At 70.2% G+C, this 24,587-nt stretch carries 21 protein-coding genes; 18 read left to right on the top strand and 3 right to left on the bottom strand.

The genetic code is table 11. The annotated features are described in order from the left end of the window. Window positions 1-27: 27 nt before the first annotated feature. Entirely contained in the window at window positions 28-2,346 is a 2,319-nt protein-coding gene (locus EDD27_RS21380) for a beta-xylosidase/alpha-l-arabinosidase (RefSeq protein WP_127933975.1), read from the bottom strand. A 231-nt stretch (window positions 2,347-2,577) separates the two neighbouring features. On the opposite strand from EDD27_RS21380, the gene EDD27_RS21375 reads away from it, so the two are divergent. From EDD27_RS21375 to EDD27_RS21320, 12 genes are all read left to right on the top strand, one after another. Next, on the top strand, window positions 2,578-3,588 hold the full coding sequence (locus EDD27_RS21375) for a LacI family DNA-binding transcriptional regulator (RefSeq protein ID WP_127933974.1): 1,011 nt from the start codon (window positions 2,578-2,580) through the stop codon (window positions 3,586-3,588). 98 nt (window positions 3,589-3,686) lie between these two features. Then, a complete protein-coding gene (locus EDD27_RS21370; protein WP_127933973.1) occupies window positions 3,687-5,033 on the top strand; it encodes a PP2C family protein-serine/threonine phosphatase in 1,347 nt (448 codons plus the stop codon). Between the two features lie 77 nt (window positions 5,034-5,110). After that, window positions 5,111-5,398 (top strand): DUF4240 domain-containing protein, encoded by a 288-nt coding sequence (locus tag EDD27_RS21365; RefSeq protein WP_127933972.1) that lies wholly within the window; start codon window positions 5,111-5,113, stop codon window positions 5,396-5,398. Between the two features lie 354 nt (window positions 5,399-5,752). Continuing rightward, window positions 5,753-6,115 (top strand): hypothetical protein, encoded by a 363-nt coding sequence (locus EDD27_RS21360; protein ID WP_127933971.1) that lies wholly within the window; start codon window positions 5,753-5,755, stop codon window positions 6,113-6,115. 221 nt (window positions 6,116-6,336) lie between these two features. Continuing rightward, the gene (locus EDD27_RS21355) at window positions 6,337-6,864 is read left to right on the top strand and encodes a recombinase family protein (protein WP_277750735.1); all 528 of its coding nucleotides are present in this window, start codon (window positions 6,337-6,339) and stop codon (window positions 6,862-6,864) included. A gap of 58 nt (window positions 6,865-6,922) precedes the next feature. Further along, window positions 6,923-8,716: a S1 RNA-binding domain-containing protein gene (locus EDD27_RS56770; protein ID WP_241564173.1), complete on the top strand. Its 1,794-nt coding sequence runs from the start codon at window positions 6,923-6,925 to the stop codon at window positions 8,714-8,716. Then, window positions 8,713-8,871 carry a hypothetical protein gene (locus tag EDD27_RS54425; protein WP_164903719.1) on the top strand — a complete coding sequence of 53 codons (159 nt, stop codon included), beginning with the start codon at window positions 8,713-8,715 and terminating at the stop codon, window positions 8,869-8,871. The genes EDD27_RS56770 and EDD27_RS54425 overlap by 4 nt, the downstream gene beginning before the upstream one ends. Before the next feature lie 20 nt (window positions 8,872-8,891). Beyond that, window positions 8,892-9,368 carry a HEAT repeat domain-containing protein gene (locus EDD27_RS21340; protein ID WP_127933970.1) on the top strand — a complete coding sequence of 159 codons (477 nt, stop codon included), beginning with the start codon at window positions 8,892-8,894 and terminating at the stop codon, window positions 9,366-9,368. A gap of 244 nt (window positions 9,369-9,612) precedes the next feature. Then, on the top strand, window positions 9,613-10,845 hold the full coding sequence (locus EDD27_RS21335; RefSeq protein WP_241564172.1) for a CoA transferase: 1,233 nt from the start codon (window positions 9,613-9,615) through the stop codon (window positions 10,843-10,845). A gap of 17 nt (window positions 10,846-10,862) precedes the next feature. Then, window positions 10,863-12,017 carry an acyl-CoA dehydrogenase family protein gene (locus EDD27_RS21330; protein ID WP_127933969.1) on the top strand — a complete coding sequence of 385 codons (1,155 nt, stop codon included), beginning with the start codon at window positions 10,863-10,865 and terminating at the stop codon, window positions 12,015-12,017. Window positions 12,018-12,120: 103 nt separating this feature from the next. Continuing rightward, window positions 12,121-12,990: an HTD2 family dehydratase gene (locus EDD27_RS21325; protein WP_241564171.1), complete on the top strand. Its 870-nt coding sequence runs from the start codon at window positions 12,121-12,123 to the stop codon at window positions 12,988-12,990. Further along, on the top strand, window positions 12,983-14,620 hold the full coding sequence (locus tag EDD27_RS21320; protein ID WP_127933968.1) for an acyl-CoA dehydrogenase family protein: 1,638 nt from the start codon (window positions 12,983-12,985) through the stop codon (window positions 14,618-14,620). Before EDD27_RS21325 ends, EDD27_RS21320 begins: the two co-directional genes overlap by 8 nt. On the opposite strand, the gene EDD27_RS21315 is transcribed toward EDD27_RS21320, so the two are convergent. Further along, window positions 14,592-15,206 (bottom strand): TetR/AcrR family transcriptional regulator, encoded by a 615-nt coding sequence (locus EDD27_RS21315; RefSeq protein WP_206641569.1) that lies wholly within the window; start codon window positions 15,204-15,206, stop codon window positions 14,592-14,594. The two genes, EDD27_RS21320 and EDD27_RS21315, sit on opposite strands and share 29 nt — an antisense overlap. A gap of 83 nt (window positions 15,207-15,289) precedes the next feature. Here EDD27_RS21315 and EDD27_RS21310 point away from each other — a divergent pair, with 83 nt between their 5' ends. Both EDD27_RS21310 and EDD27_RS21305 read left to right on the top strand, forming a co-directional pair. Continuing rightward, window positions 15,290-15,700, top strand: a complete 411-nt coding sequence (locus tag EDD27_RS21310) for an organic hydroperoxide resistance protein (protein ID WP_127933967.1) — start codon at window positions 15,290-15,292, stop codon at window positions 15,698-15,700. 186 nt (window positions 15,701-15,886) lie between these two features. Then, window positions 15,887-16,357, top strand: coding sequence for a DoxX family membrane protein (locus EDD27_RS21305; protein WP_127933966.1), 471 nt, complete (start codon window positions 15,887-15,889; stop codon window positions 16,355-16,357). Between the two features lie 102 nt (window positions 16,358-16,459). On the opposite strand, the gene EDD27_RS21300 is transcribed toward EDD27_RS21305, so the two are convergent. Next, a complete protein-coding gene (locus EDD27_RS21300; protein WP_206641568.1) occupies window positions 16,460-20,101 on the bottom strand; it encodes a LamG-like jellyroll fold domain-containing protein in 3,642 nt (1,213 codons plus the stop codon). Window positions 20,102-20,440: 339 nt separating this feature from the next. On the opposite strand from EDD27_RS21300, the gene EDD27_RS21295 reads away from it, so the two are divergent. The 4 genes from EDD27_RS21295 to EDD27_RS21280 all read left to right on the top strand — a co-directional run bounded on the left by EDD27_RS21295 (window position 20,441) and on the right by EDD27_RS21280 (window position 24,581). Then, the gene (locus EDD27_RS21295) at window positions 20,441-21,484 is read left to right on the top strand and encodes a LacI family DNA-binding transcriptional regulator (protein ID WP_127933965.1); all 1,044 of its coding nucleotides are present in this window, start codon (window positions 20,441-20,443) and stop codon (window positions 21,482-21,484) included. Window positions 21,485-21,548: 64 nt separating this feature from the next. Beyond that, window positions 21,549-22,820 (top strand): sugar ABC transporter substrate-binding protein, encoded by a 1,272-nt coding sequence (locus tag EDD27_RS21290; RefSeq protein WP_206641567.1) that lies wholly within the window; start codon window positions 21,549-21,551, stop codon window positions 22,818-22,820. Window positions 22,821-22,824: 4 nt separating this feature from the next. After that, window positions 22,825-23,766 (top strand): carbohydrate ABC transporter permease, encoded by a 942-nt coding sequence (locus EDD27_RS21285; protein ID WP_127933964.1) that lies wholly within the window; start codon window positions 22,825-22,827, stop codon window positions 23,764-23,766. Further along, entirely contained in the window at window positions 23,763-24,581 is an 819-nt protein-coding gene (locus tag EDD27_RS21280; RefSeq protein ID WP_127933963.1) for a carbohydrate ABC transporter permease, read from the top strand. Before EDD27_RS21285 ends, EDD27_RS21280 begins: the two co-directional genes overlap by 4 nt. The last annotated feature ends 6 nt before the right edge of the window (window positions 24,582-24,587 follow it).

The raw sequence follows: 24,587 nt of genomic DNA, 5'->3' as shown, positions 1-24,587 counted from the left end.
CACTCCTGTCGATAGTTCGGGGCTCGCTCAGCGCCGGTCGATCGAGACGGTGGTCAGCCGCCGCTCGGCGCCGGTGATCTCGCGTACGGGACCGGTCAGCGTCACGGTCCGCTCCGCCACCACGTCCGCGACCGAGCGGCGGACGGATACCCCGACCTCGCCGGGCTCGACGATGCGCCGCCCGTCCCGGCCCGTGAACGCCAGCAGCCGCACCGGCACGTCGAAACCGACGCGTGCGCTGTCACCGGGGTCCAGCTCGACCCGGGCGTACCCCACCAACTGGGCGACGGGCCTCGTCACCGAGGCGACGCGGTCGGCGGCGTAGACCTGGACGACCTCCGCGCCGCGCCGCTCGCCGGCGTTGCGCACCGTGACCGAGCAACGGATGGAGTCTGGCGCCGCGTCGGCCGCCAGATCCTCGTAGGCGAAGCGCGTGTAGCTCAGCCCGTGGCCGAACGGCAGCACGGGGGCGGGGTCGATGTTGCTGACCGAGCCGGCCCCGCCCAGCCTCGGGTGCAGGTAGCTGTAGGGCTGGCCGGCGCTCGCGCGCGGCAGGCTCATCGGCAGCCGGCCCGACGGGTTCACGGCTCCGCTCAGCACGCGGGCGATCGCGCCCGCGCCCTCCTCGCCGGGGAAGAACGCCTGGACGACCGCCGCGGCGTCCCTGACGATCCCGGGCACCGCGTACGCGCGGCCGGTCATCAGCACCACCACGGTCGGCGTGCCGGTGGCCAGCACCGCCTCGGCCAGCTCCCGCTGGGCGCCGGGCAGCTCGAGGTCCTCCACGTCGCACCCCTCGCCGGAGGTGCCCCGCCCGAACAGTCCCGAGCGGTCGCCGAGCACGAGGATCGCGACGTCGGACCCGGCGGCCAGCCGGGCGGCCGCCTCGATCCCGGTCCGGTCGCCGTCGTCCACGCCGGTGCCCCGCTCGGTGACGAGGGTCGCGCCGGGCAGTTCCTCCCGCAGCGCCTCCAGCAGCGTGGGCGCGGCGATGCCGGGCTCGGTTTCGCGGAGCTCGGGGAAGTGCGGCAGGACGTGCTGGACGAAGGAGTAGCAGCCGAACAACGCGGCGAGGTCGTCGGCGTTGGGGCCGACGACGGCGACCCGCTTGCCTGCGGCGTCGCCGAGCGGCAGCAGGCCGTCGTTGGTCAGCAGCACGATCGACTCCTCGGCCAGGCGCCGCGCCACCTCGCGCGAGGCGGGATCGTCGAGGTCGATCGGGCCGGTGAGCGCGGCCGGCTCGTAGTCGTCGTCGAGCAGGCCGAGCGCGGCCTTCTGCCGCAGGACCCGGCGCAGCGCCCGGTCGATCAGCGACTCCTCGATCCGGCCCGACGTGACGGCCTGCTTCAGGGGCTCCAGGTAGGTCACGCCGGTGGGCAGCTCGACGTCGATGCCGGCGCTGAGCGCCTGCACGGCCGCGTCCTCGGCGTCGGCGGCCACGGCGTGCAGCGTGTGCAGGAAGGCGACGGCGAAGTAGTCGGCGACGACGGTGCCGTCGAAGCCCCATTCGTCGCGCAGGACGCGGGTCAGGTAGTGGGCGTCCGCGGCGACCGGGATGCCGTCGATCTCGGCGTAGGAGTTCATGACCGAGCCCGCGCCCGCGTCCCGTACCGCGACCTCGAACGGGAACAACAACGTGTCGGCCACCTCACGGGCGCCGGCGTGCACCGGCGCCAGGTTCCGCCCCGCGCGGGAGTTCGAGTAGCCGACGAAATGTTTCAGTGTGGCGATGACGCCCGCCGACTGCAGGCCGCGCACGTAGGCGGCGCCGATGGTGGCGACCTCGTACGGGTCCTCGGAAATGCACTCCTCGACCCGGCCCCACCGCTGGTCGCGGATGACGTCCAGCACCGGCGCCAGGCCCTGGTGCACGCCGAGCGCCCGCATGCTCTGCCCGATCCGCCGCGCCATGTCCGCCACCAGATCGGGGTCGAACGACGCGCCCCACGCGGGCGGCACCGGATACACCGCGGCCCGCCACGCCGCCAGCCCCGTCAGGCACTCCTCGTGCGCGAGCGCGGGAATGCCGAGCCTCGTGTGGTCACGCAGCCACCGCTGCCGTGCCGCCAGGACGCGGCTGGCCTGCTCCGGATCGACCGGCCGGGTGCCGTAGTGGCGGGTGATCTGGCCCAGCCCGTGGCGGGCGAACGCCTCGAACTCGACCTCCTCGCCCTGCATCGCATCCTGTAGCGGCGCGACGACGCCCTCGTCGCGGTTGACGTTCAGCCACAGGCCGACGAGCTGGGCGAGTTTCTCGTCGAGCGACATGTCCGCGAGCAGTTTCTCGACCCGCCGCGATCGGCGTTCGGCGGCCTCCGACGTCGGCTGCTCAACACGTGCAGGCATACACCCTCGATTGGTCGGAAAGTTTCTGGCTAGCTTTCCGAAAGATTACCGTGACATTGCCGATTCGTTACGGTAGGCTGCGGTCCGCAACCCTGTCAACAGCCCCCTTGGATCAACAAAAGACCGCCGATCGGCCCAGTTCAGAGGGCTGACTGGCTTTCACGTGATTTTCCGAAAGTTGTCACTCGCCGGTGTCAGCCGGATGGCGGCACCGCGGCAGCGGGAGGTTCTGTGTCCCGAGCGACGCTCGCCGACGTCGCGGCGGCCGCCGGAGTGTCGGTGCCGACGGTTTCCAAGGTCCTGAGCGGCAAGAAACACGTCTCGGCCGCCACCAGGGACAAGGTGCTCGAAGCCGTCCGAGCCTTCGGCTACGAGGCGCCGCGCCCGCCGAGCACGCCCCGGGTCGGCATGGTCGACCTGCTCATCGACGGCCTCGGCTCGCCGTGGGCGCAGGTCCTCATCAAGGGCGCGGAACGGGCGGCGGCGCGGTGGGGGTTCTCGCTCGTGGTGACCTCGTCCGCACGCCCCGACTTCGACCTGCGGCGCTGGATCGGGATCATGCGCAAGCGCGGCACCGACGGCATCGTGCTCGTGCTCTCCCGGCACCAGAAGGACGAGATCGCCGCCATCGGCGAGCTGCTGCACGTCCCCCTCGTGCTGCTGGACCCCGTCGGGCAGCGCGACCCGCGCATGTCCACGGTAGGGGCCACCAACTGGTCCGGCGGCGTCATGGCGACCACCCACCTGCTCGAGCTGGGGCACACCCGGGTGGGCTTCATCGGCGGGCCGCTCGACGTGCAGTGCACGCTCGACCGGTACGAGGGCTACCTGGCCGCGCACCGCACGTTCGGCATCGACCCCGACCTCGAACTGACACGCTACGGCGACTTCCTCGTCTCCGGCGGCAAGCGGTTCGGCGGCGAACTCCTCGACCGCGACGACCCGCCCACCGCGATCTTCGCCGGGTCCGACCTGCAGGCCGCGGGCGTCTACCAGGCGGCCGCCGAGCGCGGCGTCCGGGTCCCCGGCGACCTGTCCGTGGTGGGGTTCGACGACTCGCCGCTGTGCGAGATGTTGTCGCCGCCGCTCACCACCGTGCGCCAGCCGCTCGACGACATGGCCAACGAGGCCGTGCGGCTCATCTCCGAGGAGCTGACCCACCCCGGCGGGCCCGCGGGAACCCGCATCGAGCTGGCCACCACGCTGATCGTCCGCGCCAGCACCGAGCGGCTGCCCTCATAGCAGACCGGTAAGCGCGGGAAAGATGAATTCTCCTGCGTGACCCCCTATCCTGATGCCCGGCACGGTCATGATCCCCGTCACCCAGAGGACGGACGCCGGTGAAACCTGGCTTTCTGATCAAGGACCCGCGCAGTCGTGCCCGATTACGGCTGAGCGGCGCCAGCACCACGCAGGAGCGGCTCGCGTTTCTCAACGACGCGAGCACCCGCATCGGGAGCACCCTCGACCTGGAGCAGACCTGCCGCGAGGTCCTGGACGTGGCCGTGCCGCGGTTTGCGGACACCGGCGGGATCATGGTCCAGGAACGGCTCATCACCGAGGGCGAGTTCCCCGTCCGCCCCACCGACGGCACGGCTCTCGTCCGCCGCGTGGCCACCGCCGTGGCGGCCGAGAACCCCTGGGATTGGGACACCGCCTTCCCGGTCGGCGAGGTCGTCGTCTACCCGCCGCACCTGCCGCAGGGCCAGGCCATGGCCACCGCCAAGACCGTGCTGGTGCCGCGGCTCCCCCAGAGCGTCGGCGACGACCACACCAAGGCGTTCGGCCGCGAGATCATCGCCAAGCTGCTTCCCGGCTGCTCCTTCCTCGTCGCGCCGCTGCTCGCCCGCGGCAACGTGCTCGGCTTCTTCGTCCTGCTCCGGCAGGCGGTGAGCGAGCCGTTCCAGGAGGCGGACGTCGCGCTGGTCGAGGAACTGGCCGCCCGTACGGCGATCTGCATCGACAACGCCCGCCTTTACAGCAGGGAGCGGCGTACCGCGCTCATGCTGCAGAGCAGTCTGCTGCCGAGATGCCTGAAGACGCCGCCCTGGCTGGAGGTCGCCTACCGCTACCTGCCGGCCAGCGACCTGGCCGGGGTGGGCGGCGACTGGTTCGACGTGATCTCCCTGTCCGGCGATCGCACGGCGCTCGTGGTCGGCGACGTCATGGGGCACGGGGTACGCGCCGCCGCCACGATGGGCCAGCTCAGAACGGCCACCCAGACCCTGGCCAGCCTCGACCTGGACCCGCCCGAGCTGCTGTTCAGGCTCAACCGGGTGGCGCAGCAGCTCGACTCCGACCAGATCGCCACCTGCGTCTACGCCCGCTACGACCGGGCGGCGGGCACGCTCCAGATCGCCAGCGCCGGGCACCTGCCTCCCGTGCTCGTCCAGCCGGCCGGCGTGGCCGGCCGGCTCCCGGTGCTGCCGGGGCCGCCGCTCGGCATCGGCGCCGAACCCTACGAGATGTACGAGACCGCCCTGCCCGCCGGCGCCATGCTCGCCCTCTACACCGACGGGCTGGTCGAGGGCCGGGAGTGGAACATCGACGAGGGTCTCGACAAGCTCTGCGCGCTCCTGACGGGCCCGCCGCTGGGCATCGACCGGATCTGCGACATGATCGTCCGCGCCCAGTGCCCGAACAGCGAACGCGACGACATCGCCCTGCTCCTGGCCAAGGCGGTGTGACCACCCTGATTCTGTCGGTCGCGCCTGCTTTGCTGATCCGCGCGGACGCACAAGATCGGCTTTTGAAAGGGGGTGCGATGGACGCGGAGGACCGTTTCTGGGACATGGTCGAGGAGGCATGGGCGCCCCTCGGCGAGGAGGTCGGCCGGGCACGACAGGCGCTGACGGACCGGAGCCCCATCGACCGCGCGGCGGTGACCGGCGGCTCCGACGACGGCTTCCTGTACGCGCGCCGCTTCATCGTCGCCATGGGTCGCGACTTCTGCAGCGGAATGCTCCGCAATCCGGATGTCAGATCATTGAGCGGGGTGTGGAGACCGCCACGGATGAGGCATGGGACGTGGTGGTACGCCAGGCGGAGGTGATCGGCCGGCTGGCCGCCGAGCCACGACTGGGATTGGCCGTTGCGGAATCGGCGGCGGACAAGCTGGGATCTCGCGGCGTCAGGTGTACGTGCTGCTGGGCCGGTGGCGTGCGGGCGAGAGCGTCGTGTCGGACCTGCTTTCTCCGGCGCTCCAGCGGCGGCCGGGGGCGAGACCGGTTGCCAGCGGCGGTCGAAGCACGGGTACGCGATCATGTGATCCATGTCGATCCCCCAGGACCCGCCCGTACCCGCACCACCGCAAGAGTCCAGCCATTCACGAACGGCTCGCCGGATCGGCTGCCTAGCCCTGCCGTTAGTGCCGCTCCTGCTGCTCGCGGCGATTGTCATGGCGCCGGTGTGGATCAATGACCACCGGCTGGCGCGCATGGTGGACCGCATCCAGGAGTTTCCGCTGCCGCCCGGAACGGACTTCGGGTACTTCGACCCGCAGGTCGAGGTGAGCGGCGACTCCGGCGACTGCTGGTACACCATCCGCTTCGAACTCTCCACGGACCGGCCTGTCCAAGAGGTGCTGAACCACTATCGCCAGGCGAAGATCGAGGACCCCGACGGAGACCTCGGCGACTACGGGGTCGCGGGCTGGACGCCATTCGACGAGCCCGGCACGCCCGTGGATGGCACCTCCGCCACAAAATCATTGATCATCGACCTGGACGGGATGTACGACGACACCTGGACGGACATGCGCTGCTGGTGAGGTGGCGGGCCGCTCGCGTGCTGAGGCGTACGACCGAGAACGCGTTTCATGATCCGCCAGGGCATCCTGGCCTCCATTCTCGCGGACCCGCGCTCGGCCGTTTCGCCTCCTCCCATGGTGTCCGTTAGGGGAACGCTCAACGAGACAACCTGAGACGTAAGCATCGGCCCGGCCGACCTGTGTGAACGCTGTCTCATATAGGCAGTCCGCGAAACTGTTCGGTGACGGGGGGCCAAGCGGTCCGGTTTGCGGCCCGACCGGAACCAACCGGGCCCGGCCCGGCCTTGAATCAGGCCCTGCCGGCTGTCCGGTCCGGCGACACGCTGGTGGTGCCCAAGCTCGACCGGCTTGCCCGCTCCGTTCCCGATGCCCGGGTCATCGGCGACACCTTGGTCGCGCGGGGTGTGCGGCTGTCGCTGGGCGGCAGCGTCTACGACCCGTCCGACCCGATGTCGAAGATGTTCTTCAACATGCTGGCGGTCTTCGCCGAATCCGAGGCCGACCTGCTGAAGATGCGCACCCGCGAGGGCATGGCAACCGCCCGCTCACGCGGTCGGCTCAGGGGCCGAGCACCCAAGCAGACCGCGCGCCAGCAGGCCGAACTGGTGCGGACGCACGCCACCGGTGACTACACCATCGCCGAACTGATGGAGGTGTTCTCGGTCGGCCGTGCCACCGTCCACCGCGTCTTTGAACGCGCCGCCGTCAGCCCAGCCGCCAGAGCCGAGGACGCTGCGCCCGCGTCCTGATCCCGCTCCGGCAATCGAGCGTTTCCGGGAGGGCCTCAATCATGGGAGTCTGTGCGGCATGCGTCCTTCGCGGATCTATGTCCGCGGGCTGCCCCTGCCCGTTTTGCTTCTCGAACTGCTGGCCGCGGGAGGCTGGCCGCCTCCTGGTGACGCTGCGCTGAGCGCCGTCATGCCGTGGTTTGAAGACCCGGTGGACGTCCTGACGGACGTCGACCAGATGCGTCGTGAGTCCCGGGCCTTGGACTGGATGAGCGAGGATCCGGCCACCGCCGATCATTTCCGGCTGGCGCGGGGCGGCCAGTCCACCGATCTGGTTGAGCTGCCTTGGCTCGACACCGATCTGGCCGTGCTCATCGCGGTCAACCGCCGTCCTGGGGACGACGTCGCCATCGCCCTTGATTACCGCCGCGGGAGCGGTGATCCCGCCGTCGTCGCCTCCGATTGGTGGACAGACCCACAGCAATGCGCCTGGCGGGTGGTCGCGCCGACGTTCTCGGCTTTCGCCGCCACCTTGGGCGTCCACGGACGGCGCCGCTGTCGGTACGTGGGCCCGGACGAACTCCGCGTTCAAATATGGTCGGACGGAACGGGATATCCGATCACCTCCCACGGCGATTTGGCCACGTGGCTCGCCCGGCAGGACGGCCACGAGCGCCAGGAGCCGTTCACCTTCGTCATCGACGAGACCACGACACTTCGCCTCGCCCCGCGGCGGAGCGAGCACGTCGTCTGCGCCGGCGGAAAGCCGGTACTGAGTGCCGGCGAGATCACGTTCACACGGAGCGGTGACGCCTGGCGGGTCAGTGAGATCAGCAACCAGTCGACCGGCTACTGCCCCGACGTCTCCTCATGGGCCGACGTCCAGACCGCTCTCGACGACGCCGGCCTCGATCACCCTGGGGCCTTTACCTTGCCGATCGTCTTCCGCCGCTGCCTCCACTGCGGGCAGCTCAACATCGTGAAAGACGATCACTTCAACTGCGCGTTGTGCGACGAGCCATTGCCTACCGCCTGGAACGCGGACATGCCTGGCGAACCTGAGGCTGGACCGGAGGACGCGGTGGCCGTCTGCGACGTCGTCGCGGGAACGGTCGTGGAGGACGAAGGGCCGTTCGGGCCACGGATACGGCTCGACGGAAACCTCGCATCGATGCCCGCGCACATCAGGGACTTTCCCTGGCGTGGAAGCCGGGCCGATGCGGTCAGGGTTGGGCAGCGCGTCACCGCTGAAGTCGTCTCCGTCGATACGGCCGCCGGGCGGATCTGGCTGTCCTTGGCGGCGACCGAGCACCCGGAGCTCTGGACGTTCCTGAAGGGGCTGCGTGCAGGGGACGTGCTCACTGGCCGGGTCGCCGACATCCAGAACTTCGGTGTGTTCATCGCCCTGGACGAAGGCCCGCTGCACCCCACCTACGCCGGCGTCGGGTTCGTGACGATCCCCGAACTGTCGTGGAAACGCTTTGAGCAGGTGGCCGACGTCGTCCGTACCGGGCAGCGAGTCCGCGGTGAAGTGCTCGCCGTCGATACCACCAACGGCGAAGCCAGGCTCTCCCTCCGTGCCCTGCAGCCGGATCCGTTCCAGTCGTTCGCTGACAATGTCGGGGTGGGACACCGGCTCCCGGGCACCGTCACCAAGATCGTCCCGTTCGGGGTGTTCGTCGAAGTCGCGGACGGCATTGAGGGGCTCATCCACAAGGGCGAGCTCACCGAGGTCCCGATCGATGGACTCGAGCAGATCGTCCAGCCAGGCGACACCGTCCAGGTCTTTATCATCGACCTGGACCGTGACCGGCGCCGCCTGCTCCTGTCACGCACACGCGCCGCCCATGACCGTGTGGGCGGGTCGGCATGAGGCGCCGCCACACCACGTTCGATCGGGACATGGCCGCGCTGTCGGCGCAGGGCGTTCACCGAGATTCACTGCCCGGCCGGGGGCGTCCGGCGCAGGTCGGAGGACAGCTCCCTGATGAGGACCTCGGCATCCTCAAGACCTTCCTGCACCGCTGACCTCTCCACAGAATCGGCCGATGACCGAGCATGAGCAGCCCCGAACCAGCAACGCCGACCCGCATGTCAGAGAAGATCTCCGGAGGGGCGCGGCGCTACAGATCATCCGACACCGACAGGTCACCGAGGGACACCAAGCAGCTCGAGCCGCGCTGGACGACGACGACCCAGCTGTCCGTGCCGCGGCCATCAGCGCCCTGCGCGCTCTCGCGATCCCGGATCTGCCCGACGTTGCCCGAGCGCTACTGCACGACCCCGCCGAAGAGGTCACCACGCGCGCCGTATGGGCCCTCCATGACTCTAGTGATATGACGGTCGCCGATCTGGCACCGCTCGCCTCATCCCCACATCCGGGCCTGCGCGTCACCGCGATTGACCACCTCCGGTACGCGGTCGGTCCAGGAGCCGACGAACTCCTCTCAACCGCGCTCAGTGACGAAAAGCCGGCCGTGCGCCGGACTGCGGTTCCCGGACACCGGATCGGGAATCTCATGTGAGTCCTGCTCGAACACCGCCGGCTGGCCCTCCTGACCCACGCCAGGATCACGCCGCACGAACCGCAGCCGGCCCGGCTGCCCGAGGTCTCAGGGACAAAGTCGCAGGTCAAGCCGAAGACACGAGGAATCCGGCGTGAGCGGGTCGGCCACGTGCGCGAAACCGGCGGGTACGTCGACGCGCAAGGCGCCTTGCGGACGGGAAAGATCCTTGAACGAACCCGAGACCAGGTCAGGAGACGAAACAGTGGAGAGCGAAGGCCGGCCCGTGCCGGATGGCGCCGGCGGGCGGGCGCGGCCGCTGCGCGGCCTGCGGGTGGTCGAGCTGTCCAGCTACGTGGCGACGCCGCTCTGCGGGATGACGCTGGCTCAGCTGGGCGCCGACGTGATCAGGGTCGAGCCGGTCGGCGGCGCGGTCGACCGTACCCGATGGCCGCTGGCCGAGAGCGGCACGAGCCTGTACTGGTCAGGCCTCAACAAGGGCAAGCGGGCCATCGAGGTGGACCTGGCACGCGAGGAGGGCCGCAGGCTCGTCGCCGACCTGGCCGTACGCGCCGGGATCGTGGTCAGCAACGCGGACCGGTTCCCCGAGCTGACATACGAGGCGTTGCGGGCGCGCCGCCCCGACCTGATCCACGTGCTGCTCACCGGCCGCCGCGACGGCGGGGCCGCGGTGGACTACACCGTCCAGGCGGCCACCGGATTTCCCCTCCTGACCGGCCCGCCGGACACCGCCCAGCCGGTCAACAGCGTGGTGCCGACCTGGGACCTGGCCGCCGGGCTCTACCTGGCGGCCGGGCTGCTGGCCGCCGAACGGCACCGCCTGCTGACGGGCGAGGGCCAGCAGATACGTCTCGCGCTCGAAGACGTGGCTCTCGCGACCGCCGGAAGCCTCGGCTACCTTGCCGAAGCCCAGCTCGGCGGCACGCCCAGGCAACGTGACGGCAACCACGTCTACGGCACCTTCGGCCGCGACTTCGCCACCGCCGACGGCGGGCGGCTGATGGTCGTCGCCCTCACCCCACGGCACTGGCGGGACCTTCTCGCCGCGACCGGCCTCACCGACGTGGTCACCGCGCTGTCCGCCGCGCTCGGGGCGGACTTCACCGAGGAGTCACAGCGCCACCGGCACCGCAAGGTGCTCGGCGAGCTGCTCGCGGGCTGGTTCGAGGCGCACACCCTGGCCGAGGCGGAGGCGGCGTTGCGGGACACCCGGGTGTTGTGGTCGGCGTACCGGAGCTTCGCCGACCTGGCCCGCCTGCTGCCGCAGAACCCGCTGATGGCGCGGCTCCACCAGCCGGGGGTCGGCGAGCACTGGGCGCCGGGATCACCGCTGGTGATGGACGGGGAGCAGGCGGGCCCGGCGGCGGCCCCTCTGGTGGGGCAGCACACCGGCGAGGTCCTGCGCGACGAGCTGGGCCTGTCCGCCCCGGAGCTGGCGAAGCTGCGGGAGGACGGCATCATCCGAAGCGGGGAATGACGGAGCGGAGGACGAGCATGAGCACACTGAGCGAGGACGAGCGGGACATCGTCGCCCTGGCCGGCGAATTCGTCGACGAGCGGGTGCGGCCGCGGGTGCGGGACTACGAGTCGGTGGACAAATACCCCGCCGAGTTCATCGAGGAGATGAAGAAAATGGGCTTCTTCGGCCTGCTGGCCCCCGCCGAGCACGGTGGCGCCGACGTCAGCGCCGCCTGCTTCGCCAGGGTGACCGAGGAGCTGGCCCGTGGCTGGATGAGCCTGGCCGGCGCCATCGGCGGGCACTCCGTCATCACCTACTTGATCCGCGCGTTCGGCACCCCGGACCAGCGCGAACGTTACCTGCCGCCGATGGCCGACGGCACGCTCAGGGCCACGATGGCGCTCACCGAGCCGGGCGGCGGCAGCGACCTGCAGGCCATGCGCACCCACGCGGTCGCCGACGGCGACGACCTGCTGATCACCGGGTCCAAGACCTGGATCTCCAACGCTCGCCACTCGGGCCTGATCGGCCTGCTGTGCGTGACCGACCAGGACGCCAGGCCCGCCCACCAGGGCATGAGCGTGCTGCTCGTCGAGCCGGGCGAGGGCCTGCACATCTCCAAGAACCTGCCCAAGCTCGGCTACCGCGGCGTCGAGGCGTGCGAGCTCGTGTTCGACCGGATGAGAGTCCCCGCCTCCGCCGTGCTCGGCGGCGCGCCGAACGAGGGATGGGCGCAGATGATGCGCGGTCTCGAGGTCGGCAGGATCCAGGTGGCCGCCCGCGCGGTCGGCGTGGCCCAGGCCGCGCTCGACGACGCCGTCACGTACGCCCAGGAGCGCGAGTCGTTCGGAAAGCCCATCTGGAAACACCAGTCGGTGGGCAATCTGCTGGCCGACATGGCGACCAAGGTGCAAGCGGCGCGGCTGCTCACCGAGGACGCCGCGCGACGGCTCGACGAGGGCGTCCGGGCCGACATGGAGGCCGGCATGGCCAAGCTGTTCGCCTCGGAGGCCGCGATGCAGGTGGCGCTGGACGCGATGCGGGTGCACGGCGGGTACGGCTTCTCCAAGGAGTTCGAGGTCGAACGGTATTTCCGGGACGCCCCGCTGATGATCCTGGGTGAGGGCACCAACGAGATCCAGCGCAACGTCATCGCGGCGCAGCTCATCGCGCGCAACCCCATCAACTGAACGAGAGAAGCTGATCAGTCATGACGCTACTGGCCGGCAGGACCGCGGTCGTCACCGGCGGCGCCCTGGCCATCGGGCCCGCCATCGCGGAGGTCCTCGGACGGTGCAGGTGAGCTGGACGCCGCACACCGTCACCACCGTCGAAACGGTCGAACCGCACCCCGTGGCGGCCCTGTCGGCGCTGTTCGACGACGGCATGCCCGCGATCGGCCCAGGAGACGCCCTGCCGCCGTTGTGGCACTGGGCCGCGCTGGCCCGCTGGCCCGTCTCCTCCGTGCTCGGCGTGGACGGCCATCCGGCACGCGGGTCGTTCCTGCCTCCCGTGGAGTTGCGGCGGCGCGTGTTCGCCGGCGGCGAGGTCGTCTTCCACGCCCCGCTCACGGTCGGCGCCACGGTCCGGCGTGAGTCGCAGGTGGAGTCGGTCACCGAGAAGGCCGGGCGCTCCGGCAGGCTGGTCGTCGTGGTCGTCGCCACCAGGCTGTACGACGAGCACGACCGGCTCGCGCTCGACGAACGCCAGGATCTCATCTACCGCGACACGGCGCCCGTTCCCTCCACGGCGGACATCGACATCCCGGCGGCCCAGGCACCGGTGGGCGCTCCCTTCAGCCGGGCGGGGGAGTGGGAGTGGGATCTCGCCACGGATCCGACCCTGCTCATGCGCTTCAGCGCCGCCACGTCCAACCCGCACCGCATCCACTACGACTGGCCGTACGCCACCCGCGTGGAGGGCTACCCCGGGCTGGTGGTGCACGGGCCGCTGATGACGCTGGCCCTCGCCGAGATGCTCCGGCTGGAGCAACACGACCTGCCGATCGCACGCCTGCGGCACCGGAACCGCCGGCCGCTGTTCTGCGGCCAGACCGCGCGGCTGCGCCGGATCGAGGACGCCCCGCTCACGCTCGGCCTGTTCGCTCGGGACGCCGGCGAACCATGCACCACGGTGACGATCGAAGGGATCGCACATGCGTGAGCACAACGCCCGCGTCATCGTCGACACCTTGCAGGCCGTCGTCGGCACGGCGGCCGCCCACGTGCAGCCGGCCGACGAGCACCAGGCCGTGGCCTACGACCTGGCGTCCGTGTCGTCGTCCGTCGCGGCCGCCGCGGCCCTGCTCAGCCACGGCCCCGGTGGCCAGGGTGCCGGCGGCCGCGATCGCTGCACTGGCGGCCCCGGCTCCGGCGACCTCGCCGACGACGCGGCCCAGGACGACCTGGCGTTGCTCTACGCCGCCGACGTCGCCGCGGACCTGGCCGGCCGCATGACCGGCCGGGAATCCCTGTGGGGCGTGGAGCGGACCGCGCTGGACGGGATCGCCGCCCACATCGCCGCGGGACGAGACCCGGCACTCCTCGAACCGGTGGCCGAGCGCGTCATGGCCACCCACGAGGCCGGGCCGCGGCACCTGTCCGAGGAGCTGCAACTGGTCCGCACCGCCTTCCGCGAGTTCGCCGCCGACCAGATCGCCCCGGCCGCCGGCCGGATACACCGCGACGACGAGGACATCCCCGACGCCGTCATCGACGGGCTCGCCGACATGGGCTGCTTCGGGCTGTCGATCCCCGCCGCGTACGGCGGCTACGCCGAAGGCGGCGCCGACGAGCTGCTCGGCATGGTGGTGGTGACCGAAGAGCTCTCCCGCGCCTCGCTCGGGGCCGCGGGCTCGCTCATCACCCGCCCCGAGATCATCGGCGCCGCGATCACCCGGGGCGGCACCGAAGAGCAGAAACGCCGCTGGCTGCCAAAGATCGCCTCGGGGGAGCGGTTGTGCGCCGTCGCGGTGACCGAGCCCGACTGCGGGTCGGACGTCGCCGCCATCACCACCAGCGCGGTCAGAGACGGCGACGAATGGGTGCTGAACGGCGTCAAGACCTGGTGCACCTTCGCCGGCCGCGCCCACTACCTGCTCGTCCTCGCCCGCACGGACCAGGACCGCGCCGCCGGCCATCGCGGCCTGTCGCTCTTCGTCGTCGAGAAACCGTCCTTCACCGGCCACACCTGGCGACTCACCCAGGAGGGCGGCGGGAGCGTCGAAGGGCGCGCCATCCGCACCCTCGGCTACCGCGGCATGCACTCCTTCGAAGTCGGCTTCGACGGCTGGCGCGTGCCCGCCGCCGACCTGATCGGCCTGGACGACGGCCTCGGGCGCGGCTTCTACCTGCAGATGCAGGCATTCGCCAACGCGCGCCTGCAGACCGCCGCCCGAGCCGTCGGCGTCATGCAAGCGGCGCTCGAACTCGCCGTGGACTACACCCGGCAGCGGTCGGTCTTCGGCCGGTCGCTCGCGGACTACCAGCTCACCCGGGCCAAGATCGCCAGGATGGCGGCGTTGATCGCCGCGTGCCGGGCGTTCACGTTCGCGGCGGCGCGGGCGGTCGCGGCCGGTGACGGCGGCCTGGAGGCGGCGCAGGTGAAGCAGGTCGCCTGCCGGGCGGCCGAGTGGGTCACCCGCGAGGCCCAGCAGTTGCACGGCGGCTACGGGTACGCCGAGGAGTACGCCATCTCGCGGCTGTTCGTGGACGCCCGCGTGCTGTCGATCTTCGAAGGCGCCGACGAGGTCCTCGCGCTACGGGTCATCGCCCGCCGGCTGCCGAAACCCTGACATCCCGGTCGCCGTCGGTGGCCAGCACTCTGGTGAGCGCCTCCCTGACGGCGGCGCGGACCCTGGCCGGGTCGTCGAGGTCGAAGCCGACCACGAGCCCGTCCCTGAGCAGCAGGAGGATGTCGGCGGTCCGCTCCGCGTCGGGGTGGCCGTCGGCGGCGAGCAGGTCCCGGTACAGGTCGCGGATCCAGCGGCGGTACTCGGCGATGGCCTGCCGCACGGGGTGCTCGGGATCGGGATATTCGGCCGCCGTGTTGACGAAGGGGCAGCCGCGGTAGGTGGGGCCGGCGCCGAACTCGCACATGAACGCGAAGATCGCCATCAGCTTCTCACGTGCCGGGGCGGCGTCCATGGCGCCGACCGCGGCGCGTTGCCGCGCGTCCTGCTCGGTCACGTACGCGCGGACGAGGTCGTCCTTGCTCTTGAAGTGCTTGTAGAAGGTCGCCTTGGCGACGCCCGCCTCCGCGATGATCCGGTCGATCCCGACCGTGTGAACGCCTTCCCCATAGAACAGGCGCGCCGCGGTGTCGAGCACACGGGTGCGCGCCGCGCTCGGGCGACGCCCTTCCAACGTTTCTGCGGTCACCAGTTGACGATACCAGACAGACCTGTCTATTCTCAGGACAAGCAAGAGACAGACAGGTCTGTCTACTATGAAAGGGCATCGTCATGAGCATGTACACCGCCATCGCCACCTCCGCCGGGCGCGACGGCCGCGCAGTCTCCTCCGACGGCCGGCTGGACGTCAAGCTGGCCCGGCAGAAGGAGCTGGGCGGCGACGGCGAGGGCACCAACCCCGAGCAGCTCTTCGCCGCCGGTTACGCCGCCTGCTTCGCCTCGGCGATGCAGCTGGTGGGCGCGCGGAAGCAGATCGACGTCTCGGACGCGTCGGTGACGGCCGAGATCGGCCTGTCGCCCAACGGCAAGGGCGGCTTCCAGCTCGAGGCCACGCTCCGCGTCGAGCTGCCCGACTCGATCGCGCCCGACACCGCTCGCGACCTCGTCGAGGCCACCCACCAGGTGTGCCCCTACTCCAACGCCACACGCGGCAACATCCCGGTCAACCTCGTCATCGAGTAGGACCGGTGCGGAGAGGGGAGTAAGGAAGATAACCCCGCCTACGCTTCCGAGATGACACGGCGGACCGGGTCAGTACGCACGACGGTGTAGCACCAAGCCATCCCCGTGCCTGACGACCGGAGCGGTGATCCCGGCGACCCTGAAGTCGAGCAAGCAAACAAAAACGACTCGGCACAGGAGCCAGACATGACCACGCTCACCGCTCTCACCCACCGCACCATCCCGGCCGTGACCCGCTGGCTGGCCACGCACAGCATCGACGTCCTGCGCGTCAGCCTCGGCCTGATCTTTCTGGGATTCGGGGCGCTCAAGTTCTTTCCCGGAGTCAGTCCGGCCGAGGAGCTGTCGGTGGCCACCGTGCAGGCGCTGTCCTTCGGGATGCTCTCCGGCGGCACCGCGCTGATGGTCGTGGCGGCCGTCGAGTGCTTCATCGGCCTGACGCTGATCAGCGGACGGCTGCTGAAGACCGGCCTGGCCGTGCTGGCCGGGGCGCTGTTGGGGATCATGGCGCCGCTGGTGCTGTTCTTCACGGACCTGTTCCCCGGGCCTCCCACGCTGACCGCGCAGTACGTGCTCAAGGACATCGTCCTGGCCGCCGCGGGACTGGTCATCGCGGCCCGCGCCCTGGGTGCCCGGCTGGTTCCGCAGCAAGGATGAGCCACGGCCGCCTGCCGGCCCGTGTCCCCGGCAGCTCCGGGGACTCGGCCGCCCGTCCGCCCGTGCCCCGGCGGTTCCCGGGACACGGGCGGACCTTCTGTGTCAGCCGCGCTGCGCGCTGAAGGGAGCGATCGCGATCCGGTCGATGACCGGGGCGTACTGCGAGCGGAGGAGCACCCCGGGGAAGGTCTCCGACGCGTAGGTCTTGCCGTCGAAGTTCGGCAGCTCCTCAGCGGAGAACCGCACCGTGTTCTCCCCCTTGTTCAACTCCACCGGGACGGTGAGCTCCCAGAAGTTGTTCTCGTGGAAGCTGTGGGGGAAGAACGTCCGCTGCGGGGCGGCGCCGTTCACCGCGATGTCGGCGTGCCTGGCCAGCGGGTCCGGGTTGTAGTGCGTGGCGGCCGACTGCTCCGGGTTGGAGTAGCGGACGCGCATGGCGTACGTGCCCGCTTTGTCGGCCTGCACCGTGAAGGTGAGGGTGTTGGCGTTGCCGGGCGCGCCGCCGATCCCGGTGACCGCGCTCTTGCCGCTGGACAGGGAGAGCTGCGACGCCTCGGCCGTCCCGGCAAGCTGGGCCGCCTCCGCCTCGTAGGCGGTGCCGGGCAGCGCGTCGCCGGCCGGGCGCACCTCCAGCCGGTCGATGAGCGCCGTGCCGGACGCGCCGGTGACCGTGACCTTGTTGATGCCGCCCGACAGCGACACCGTCCTGGTGGAGCCGTCGCGCCGGGCGTCCTCCATCACCTCGATGCCGTTGACGGATATCGTCGCCTGGCCGGAACCGAGCAGCTTGAGGTCGAGGACGGCCGCGGCGTCCCGGGCGGAGTAGACCCAGAACGTCACCGACTTCCCGCGGTCGGCCGCCACGACCCCCGAGCCGCCGACGCCGTCGTCCTTGACGTCGTAGGCGATGCGGGCCCCGCCCAGGTCGGCCAGTTCGGCCTCGTAGATCGAGGTCGCCGCGGCCGGGTTGGCCAGCGACAGCCGGATCCGGTCGACGATCGCGTCGCCCTTGGTCGCCTTGGCGCCGTCGAGGCTCCGCGCGGCCAGGGAGATCACGTGCTTGCCCGCCTTGAGTTCCACCGTGGTGTCGGCGTGGTCCCACACGACCCACTTGTAGCCGAGAGGCAGGAACAGCTCCTGCTCGGCGGCGCCGTCCACGCGGAGGAAGACATTGGTGGGTCCCTGCTCGCGCACCCGGTCGAAGGTGTTGAGCGAATTGGCGAAGACGCTCAGGTCGTAGCGGCCGTCCTGCGGGACCTCGACGGTGAAGTCGAGCACCCCGTCGGAGCCGGTCCGCAGCCCGCCGACGTTGTAGCGGCCGGAGGTGTAGAACTTCGACACGTCCGAGGGCGAGCCCTCGGGGCCGTTGCGGCTGTAGCCGCCGCCGGTGTACTTGGCGTCCTCGGCCTCGTACGACTGCTCCCACAGCTTGGGCGCGGCCGCCGTCACGGTGCCCGTGCCCTCGGGGCTGAGCACGATCTCGTACGCCGACGACTCCTTCATCCGCGGCAGGTCACCGCTGCCGAAGTCGAACGCCACGGTGCCGTCCTCGACCTTGACGTCGCGCTCGGCGATGATCTCCGGCTGCGCCGAGTCGCCGATCTGCCCGGTCCACGGGATCTCGCGGATCCAGGCGTGCACGGTGGTGCCGAGGACGCCGGCGGGGACGTTCTCGAAGCGGATGTGCCCGGCGCTGCTCGCGCCGCCGAAGATCGCCCGGGCCTGCTTCTTGGCCGGGTCGAGCGTGGCGACGCCCTGCAGCGTGTAGTTCTGCCCCGGGAACGGCGGCGTGACCTGCACGGTGTGCCCGCTCATGCTGCCATAGGCGTTGAGCAGCCACCACTGGCCGTTGGCGCGGTTGGCCTGCACGGCGGAGTCGGACAGGTTGCCGTCGATGTTCCAGTAGGCGATGTCGGCGTCCACCTTCGACTCCTCGATGGCCGACACCCACTGGATCATCTGGCCGGGCACCGAGGTGTGGTAGTTGAAGGCGTACTCGTTGACGTTGATCGGCAGCTTCTTCCCGGCGTACTCGGTGCCGGCGAAGACCTCGGCCTCCCACCCGCGGTAGCGCTTGACGCTCTGCCGCACCTGCTCGGGATGGCTGAGCTCGTGCCAGGTCATCACCTCAGGCACGGTGCCCGCCTTGACGGCGTGCTGCAGGAAGCCCTTCACCTGGGCGTACAGCACGCTGGTGTTGGGGCCGGCGATCCGCGCCTGCGGCATCTTGCCCTTGATCAGCGCGTAGACCTCGTCCCACGCCTTGAAGTAGTCCGTCGGGTCGTTGAGCCAGCTCTTGCGGTTGTAGCTCCACTCGCCGGTGCCGAACATGTTGCCCTCGGGCTCGTTGAACGGCACGAAGACGACGTTGTCCTGATATTTCAGGTCGAGCTCGCGGACCTGGTCGACCTGCTTGGCGATCTTCTCCTTGTACAGGTCGAGCTTCTCCTGCGGGGTGCTGCCCGGCCACTGGTACGGGAAGCCGCGGTGGATGTCGGTCATGTAGATGTACACGTCGCCGTCGGTGCTGTCGGCCAGCGGCTTGACCACCTCCAACGCGTCGGCCCCCGGGTGCTGCGGGCCGTCCTGGGCCTTGGTCGAGACCGTGCGCAGGCGCATGCCCTCGATCAGGTTGTTCGTCGGCACTCCGGGCCCGTACAGGCCGTAGAGCGTGCCGGACGCGCCGCCGTGGAAGGCGCCGGTGTCCTTGGCCAGGTCGATGACGAGCTGGCCCTCGCGGATCACGGTCACGTCGGCGGTGACGGGCCGGCCGCCGGCCGTGCCCTTCACGGTGAACGTCCCGGCCTTGGCGTAGTCCTCGGGGTTCACCTGCGCCCAGGTGATGGCCAGGTCGCGGTCGTAGCCGTCGGAGAAGGTGGCGCGGACCGCGGCCGGCAGGGTCGGCGCGGTGCCGATGAACGTCCGCACCGCGAAGGTGTCCTGGGCCAGGCCCGTCGGGGTGGGCGCCTGGCCGCCGGCGAGGGCGGCGACCTGCTCGGCCGTCAGCGCGGCGCCGTAGACGCGGAAGTCGTCGATCGCCCCGTCGAACAGCGGGTCCGGATAGAACGAGCGGCCGATGAACCCGGCGGACGTCGTGGCGGCGTCGATCAGCTGCGCGGCCGTCACGTTCGTGGCGGCCGAGGCGACGGCGGCGCCGTCGAGGTAGGTGGTGACGCGCTTGGCGGCCGTGTCGAGCGTGACGGTCAGCGTCTTCCAGGCGTTGGCCGGCAGCGCGGCCGACCCCGTGACCTGCGCCTCGCCGCCCGCGGACGAGGCGGTGACCGCCGTGCGCAGGCGGCCGTCGCCGTTGTACGGCGTGGTGAACAGGTAGCGGCTGGTGTCCTTGCCCAGCGCGTAGATCCACTGCCAGGGGGCGGTGGTGCCGTCCCACTTCACCCGAGCCGACACGGTCAGGTCGGTCTTGCCCTTGATCGCCTCCAACGGCAGCTTCACGTAGGCGCCGCTGGAGGTCGGCGCGCCGCCGGGCAAGCTCAGCGCGTGACCTCCGCCCGCGCCGTCGACCAAAGACGCGGTGGAGCCGTTGACCAGCGTCCCGTGCAGGCCGTTGCCCGAGGAGTCGGTGACGGAGCCGGTGGTGACGTCGTCGGCGTCGAACTCGTAGACGAGGGCCGGAGCGGGCGGATCGGCCGCCGCCGCGACCGGTACGCCAAGGGTTAACGCGAGGGTGAGGGCGGCCGGGAGCAGTCCGGCACGCATGGCCTTGGTGATGCTCGGAAAGGTCATCACGATGTCCCTAGGTCATGTGAGCGCTAACAAGTTCGAGGGAGTCGATCCGCAACGCAACCGAGGGTTTCGCGTAGGTTACGTAGCCGCAGCGCGCACGTCAATGGGGCGTTCTCTTACCGTTTCCGGCGTGTCACGATTCGGTATCGTCCGCGGCCTTTGCTCTTGACGCCTGCCTCTCGGAGGAGTGACAGTCGAGCCCAATCGTTGAACCGGTTCGCCACTGCTGCTGAGACATGATCCCATGGATCTCCCTTGCATGGCGTCGTCGGGTCGACGATATGAGGGAGTCCGCAACGCCATCGTCGAACCGGTTCGATGCATTATCAGGAGGTGAGAGTGGCGACGATCGGAGACGTGGCCCGGGAGGCCGGGGTGAGCCGCAGCACGGCGTCGTACGCGCTGTCGGGCAAGCGGCCCATCTCGGAGGAGGTCCGCCGGCGGGTGCTGGCGGCGGCCGAGGCGCTGGCCTACACGCCGAACGCAGGCGCTCGCGCGCTCGCCACCTCCCAGACCAAGGTCCTCGGTCTGCTCGCGCAGTTCCACGAAGACGAGTTCGCGCCCGCGATGATGCAGTACATCCTGGGCGTCACCGACACCGCCCGCGACCTGGGCTACGACACGCTGCTGGTCACCGAGGCCAACGGCGCTCGGGCACTGCGGCGCATCACCGACTCCCGGATGGTGGACGGCGTCGTCCTGATGAACATCGCGCAGGACGACCCGAGGCTGCCCATCCTGCGCGCCGCGCCGCAGCCGGGCGCGCTGGTCGGCCTGCCCGGCGACTGCACGGGGCTCGACGTGTTCGATCTGGACTTCGAGGAGGCCGGCCGGGCCATGGTGGAGCACCTCCACCGCCTCGGCCACCGCGAGCTCATCCTGATCTCGCAGCCCGAGCACGTGGTCGAGCGGGGCGGCGCCTACGTATGGCGGCTACGGGACGCCGCGCGGGAACGGGCGCGGCAACTGGGCATCACCCTGCACGCGGTGTACGGCGAGTCCCGGCAACCCGCCGTGGGCCGCATGCTCAACGGCCTGCTCGACGCCTACCCCGAGGCGACCGGCCTGCTGATCAACAACGAGGCGGCCGCCGCCGCGCTGCCGTCCGTCACCTACCAGCGCGGACTCCGGGTCCCCGAGGACCTGTCGGTCATCGGGCGTTACTCCGAGGAGTTCGCCGCGACCTTCTCCCTGCCCTATTCCTTCATCGAGAGCGCGCCCGACCGCCTCGGCTCCATGGCGGTGCGCCAGCTCGTGCGCCGCGTCGAATCGGCGTCGGCCCGCGACGAGCCGTTCGTCGTGCGCTTCATCTCTCCCGAACTGGTCTCCCGAGGCAGCACCGCCGCCCCGGGAGCGCCTCTCCCGTCTCCGCACGCCCGCTGAGTGCGGGCCCTGCCCCCCGACACCTTCTGGCCGCTCGATGTGAGCGCTAACATTGGAGGAATCGATGAACCGTTCGTCGATGTCCACGAGGGCGGCGGTCTTCGGAACCGCCGTTCTGGCGCTGTCCGCTCTGTCCGCCTGTGCCTCCGCTCCCCAGGGCGGCGCCACTCCCTCGGCCGCCGGCTCCGCCGGCGGGGCCTACACGTGGTGGGACCCGTACCCGCAGCATGACGCGGCCTCCGCCTGGGCCAAGCGGGTGAACTCCTGCGGGCAGCAGGCCGGCGTCACCATCGAGCGCACCGCCTACGACACGACCGCGCTGACCAACCAGGCGCTGCTGGCCGGGCAGGAGGGCAACGCGCCGGACGTCATCCTCCTCGACAATCCGGCCGTCTCGACGCTCGCCGATGCCGGGATGCTCACCGCCATGTCCGACTTCGGGCTGGACACCTCCAGGTTCGACAAGAACCTCATCGCCGCGGGTGAACTGGACGGCAAGACCTACGGCATCCCCATCGGCGCCAACACCCTCGCCCTCTACTACAACAAGAAGATCCTCGACGAGGCCGGCGTCGACCCCGCCTCCATCAAGGACTGGGCCTCGCTCAACGCGGCGCTGAAGAAGGTCAAAGCCGCGGGCAAGAAGCCGATCACTTTCTCGGCCATCGGCACGGAAGAGGGCTCGTTCCAGTTCCTGCCGTGGTTCTGGGGCGCCGGCGCGCAGCTCACCCAGCTCGACTCGCCCGAGGCCGTCTCGGCGCTGGAGCTGTGGACCTCGTGGGTCAAGGACGGCACCGCGCCCAACTCCGTCATCAGCAACTCGCAGAACACCACCTGGGAGGAGTTCCTGACGGGTGAGTTCGCCTTCGCCGAGAACGGCACGTGGCAGATCAACAGCGCCGAGAAGGCGGGCTTCCCCACCGGCATCGTGCAGATCCCCGGCAAGGGCGGGGGCGGCGCCCCGACGCCCACGGGCGGCGAGTTCATCACGGTCCCGGTGCAGAAGGACACCGGCCGCTACAACGTCACCAAGAAGATCCTCGAGTGCATGACCACGCCCGAGGGCCTGGTGGAGACCGGTACGACGTTCGCGTACTACATCCCCTCCACCGCCGAGGGGCAGCAGGCGATCCTCGCCAAGGAACCGGACCTGAAGCCATGGGTCGAGGCCGTGCAGTCCGCCAAGGGCCGCACCAGCGACAACCTCGGCACCAAGTACCCGAAGATCTCCGAGGCGATGTGGACGGCCGTGCAGAAGGCACTGAGCGGCTCGGCCAGCCCGGCCGACGCGCTCAAGGAGGCACAGGCCCAGGCGAAGCAGGCCACCGGCGGCTGATCCGATGACCTCCGTTCGCACCCAATCGGTCACGGTGAGGAGAGCGGCGCACGAGGCTCCGCGGCGGCGCTCTCCGCGGTGGACGGCCCTCGCCTTCCTCGCGCCGCTCGTCCTCTACATGCTTCTCTTCTACGCCTATCCGCTCTACCGCAACATCGAGCTCAGCGTGCACGACTACACGCCGCGCGCGTTCGTGCAGGGCGACCCGGAGTTCACCGGGCTCGCCAACTACGCGAACATCCTGGCCGACGACACCTTCCTGCGGGCACTGAGCAACACCGCGGTGTTCACGCTGGGGTCCATCGCCCTGCAGTACGCCCTCGGGCTGGCGCTCGCGGTCTTCTTCCACCGCACCTTCCGCCTGTCGGTGGCGTTGCGGGCGATGTTCCTGGTGCCGTGGCTGCTGCCGCTGATCGTCTCCGCCTCGACCTGGTCGTGGATGCTCAACAGCGAGAACGGCATCGTCAACTCGGTGCTGCAGGCGTTCGGGATCGGCCAGATCAACTGGCTCACGTCCCCCGACACCTCACTGCTGGCCGTCACCATCGCCAACATCTGGCTCGGGATCCCGTTCAACCTGGTGATCCTCTACGCCGGGCTGCAGAACATCCCGGCCGACCTGTACGAGGCCGCCGGACTGGACGGGGCGAACGCCTGGCAGCGGTTCTGGCGCATCACGTTCCCCCTGCTGCGCCCGGTGTCGGCGATCACGCTGCTGCTCGGCCTCATCTACACGCTCAAGGTCGTCGACATCATCTGGATCATGACGAAGGGAGGCCCAGCGGACGCCTCGACGACACTGGCCATCTGGTCGTACCGGGAGGCGTTCGGCACCGGGCAGCCCGACTTCTCCCCGGCGGCGGCCGTCGGCAACATCCTCATCCTCATCGCCTTCGCCGCCGGTCTGGTGCACGTGCATCTGCAGCGCAGGGAGGAACGCGCATGACGGTCCGCAGATCCTGGTGGAAGACGGCGGTGGGCGTCGTCCTGGTCGGACTGATGCTCTTCCCGGTCTACTGGATGTTCAACGTCTCGCTCACCAAGACGAGCGACATGCGGGCCGACCCGCCGCACTGGTTCCCGTGGGACCCCACGTTCGAGGGGTACACCGCGGCGTTCGGCCAGCAACTGCCGGCCCTCGCCACCAGCCTCTTCATCGGCCTCGGCACGGTCGCGCTCACGCTGCTCGTGTCGCTGCCCGCCGGCTACTCGCTGGCCAAGCTGCGGCCGCTCGGCGCGCGCGGGATCGACTTCCTGCTCCTGGTCGCCCAGATGATCCCCGCCGTGGTCATGGCCATGGGCTTCTACGCGATCTACATCAGGCTCGGGATGCTCAACACCGTCGCGGGCCTGATCGTGGCCGACTCCACGCTCGCCGTGCCGTTCGGGGTGCTGCTCTTCCGCGCGTTCATGGCGAGCATCCCCGCCGAGCTCATGGCCGCGGCCCAGATCGACGGGGCGAGCACCTGGCGTACGTTCCGCTCCGTCATCCTGCCGCTCAGCCGCAACTCGGTGATCACGGTCTCGCTCTTCGCGTTCCTGTGGGCGTGGTCGGACTTCATCTTCGCCTCCACGCTCAACCGCAACAGCGACGTCATCCCCATCACGCTCGGCATCTTCCGTTACATCGGCAACAACACGACCCAATGGAACTCGATCATGGCGACCGCCGTGATCGCGTCCATTCCCGCCGCGTTCCTCCTCGTCCTCGCGCAGCGTTACATCGCCGCCGGGGTCACCGCGGGCGCCGTGAAGGACTGAACGTTC

Origin of the sequence: Nonomuraea polychroma, assembly GCF_004011505.1 — a bacterium.
Lineage (GTDB): Bacteria > Actinomycetota > Actinomycetes > Streptosporangiales > Streptosporangiaceae > Nonomuraea > Nonomuraea polychroma.
This window is presented reverse-complemented; position numbering and strand designations above follow the sequence as displayed.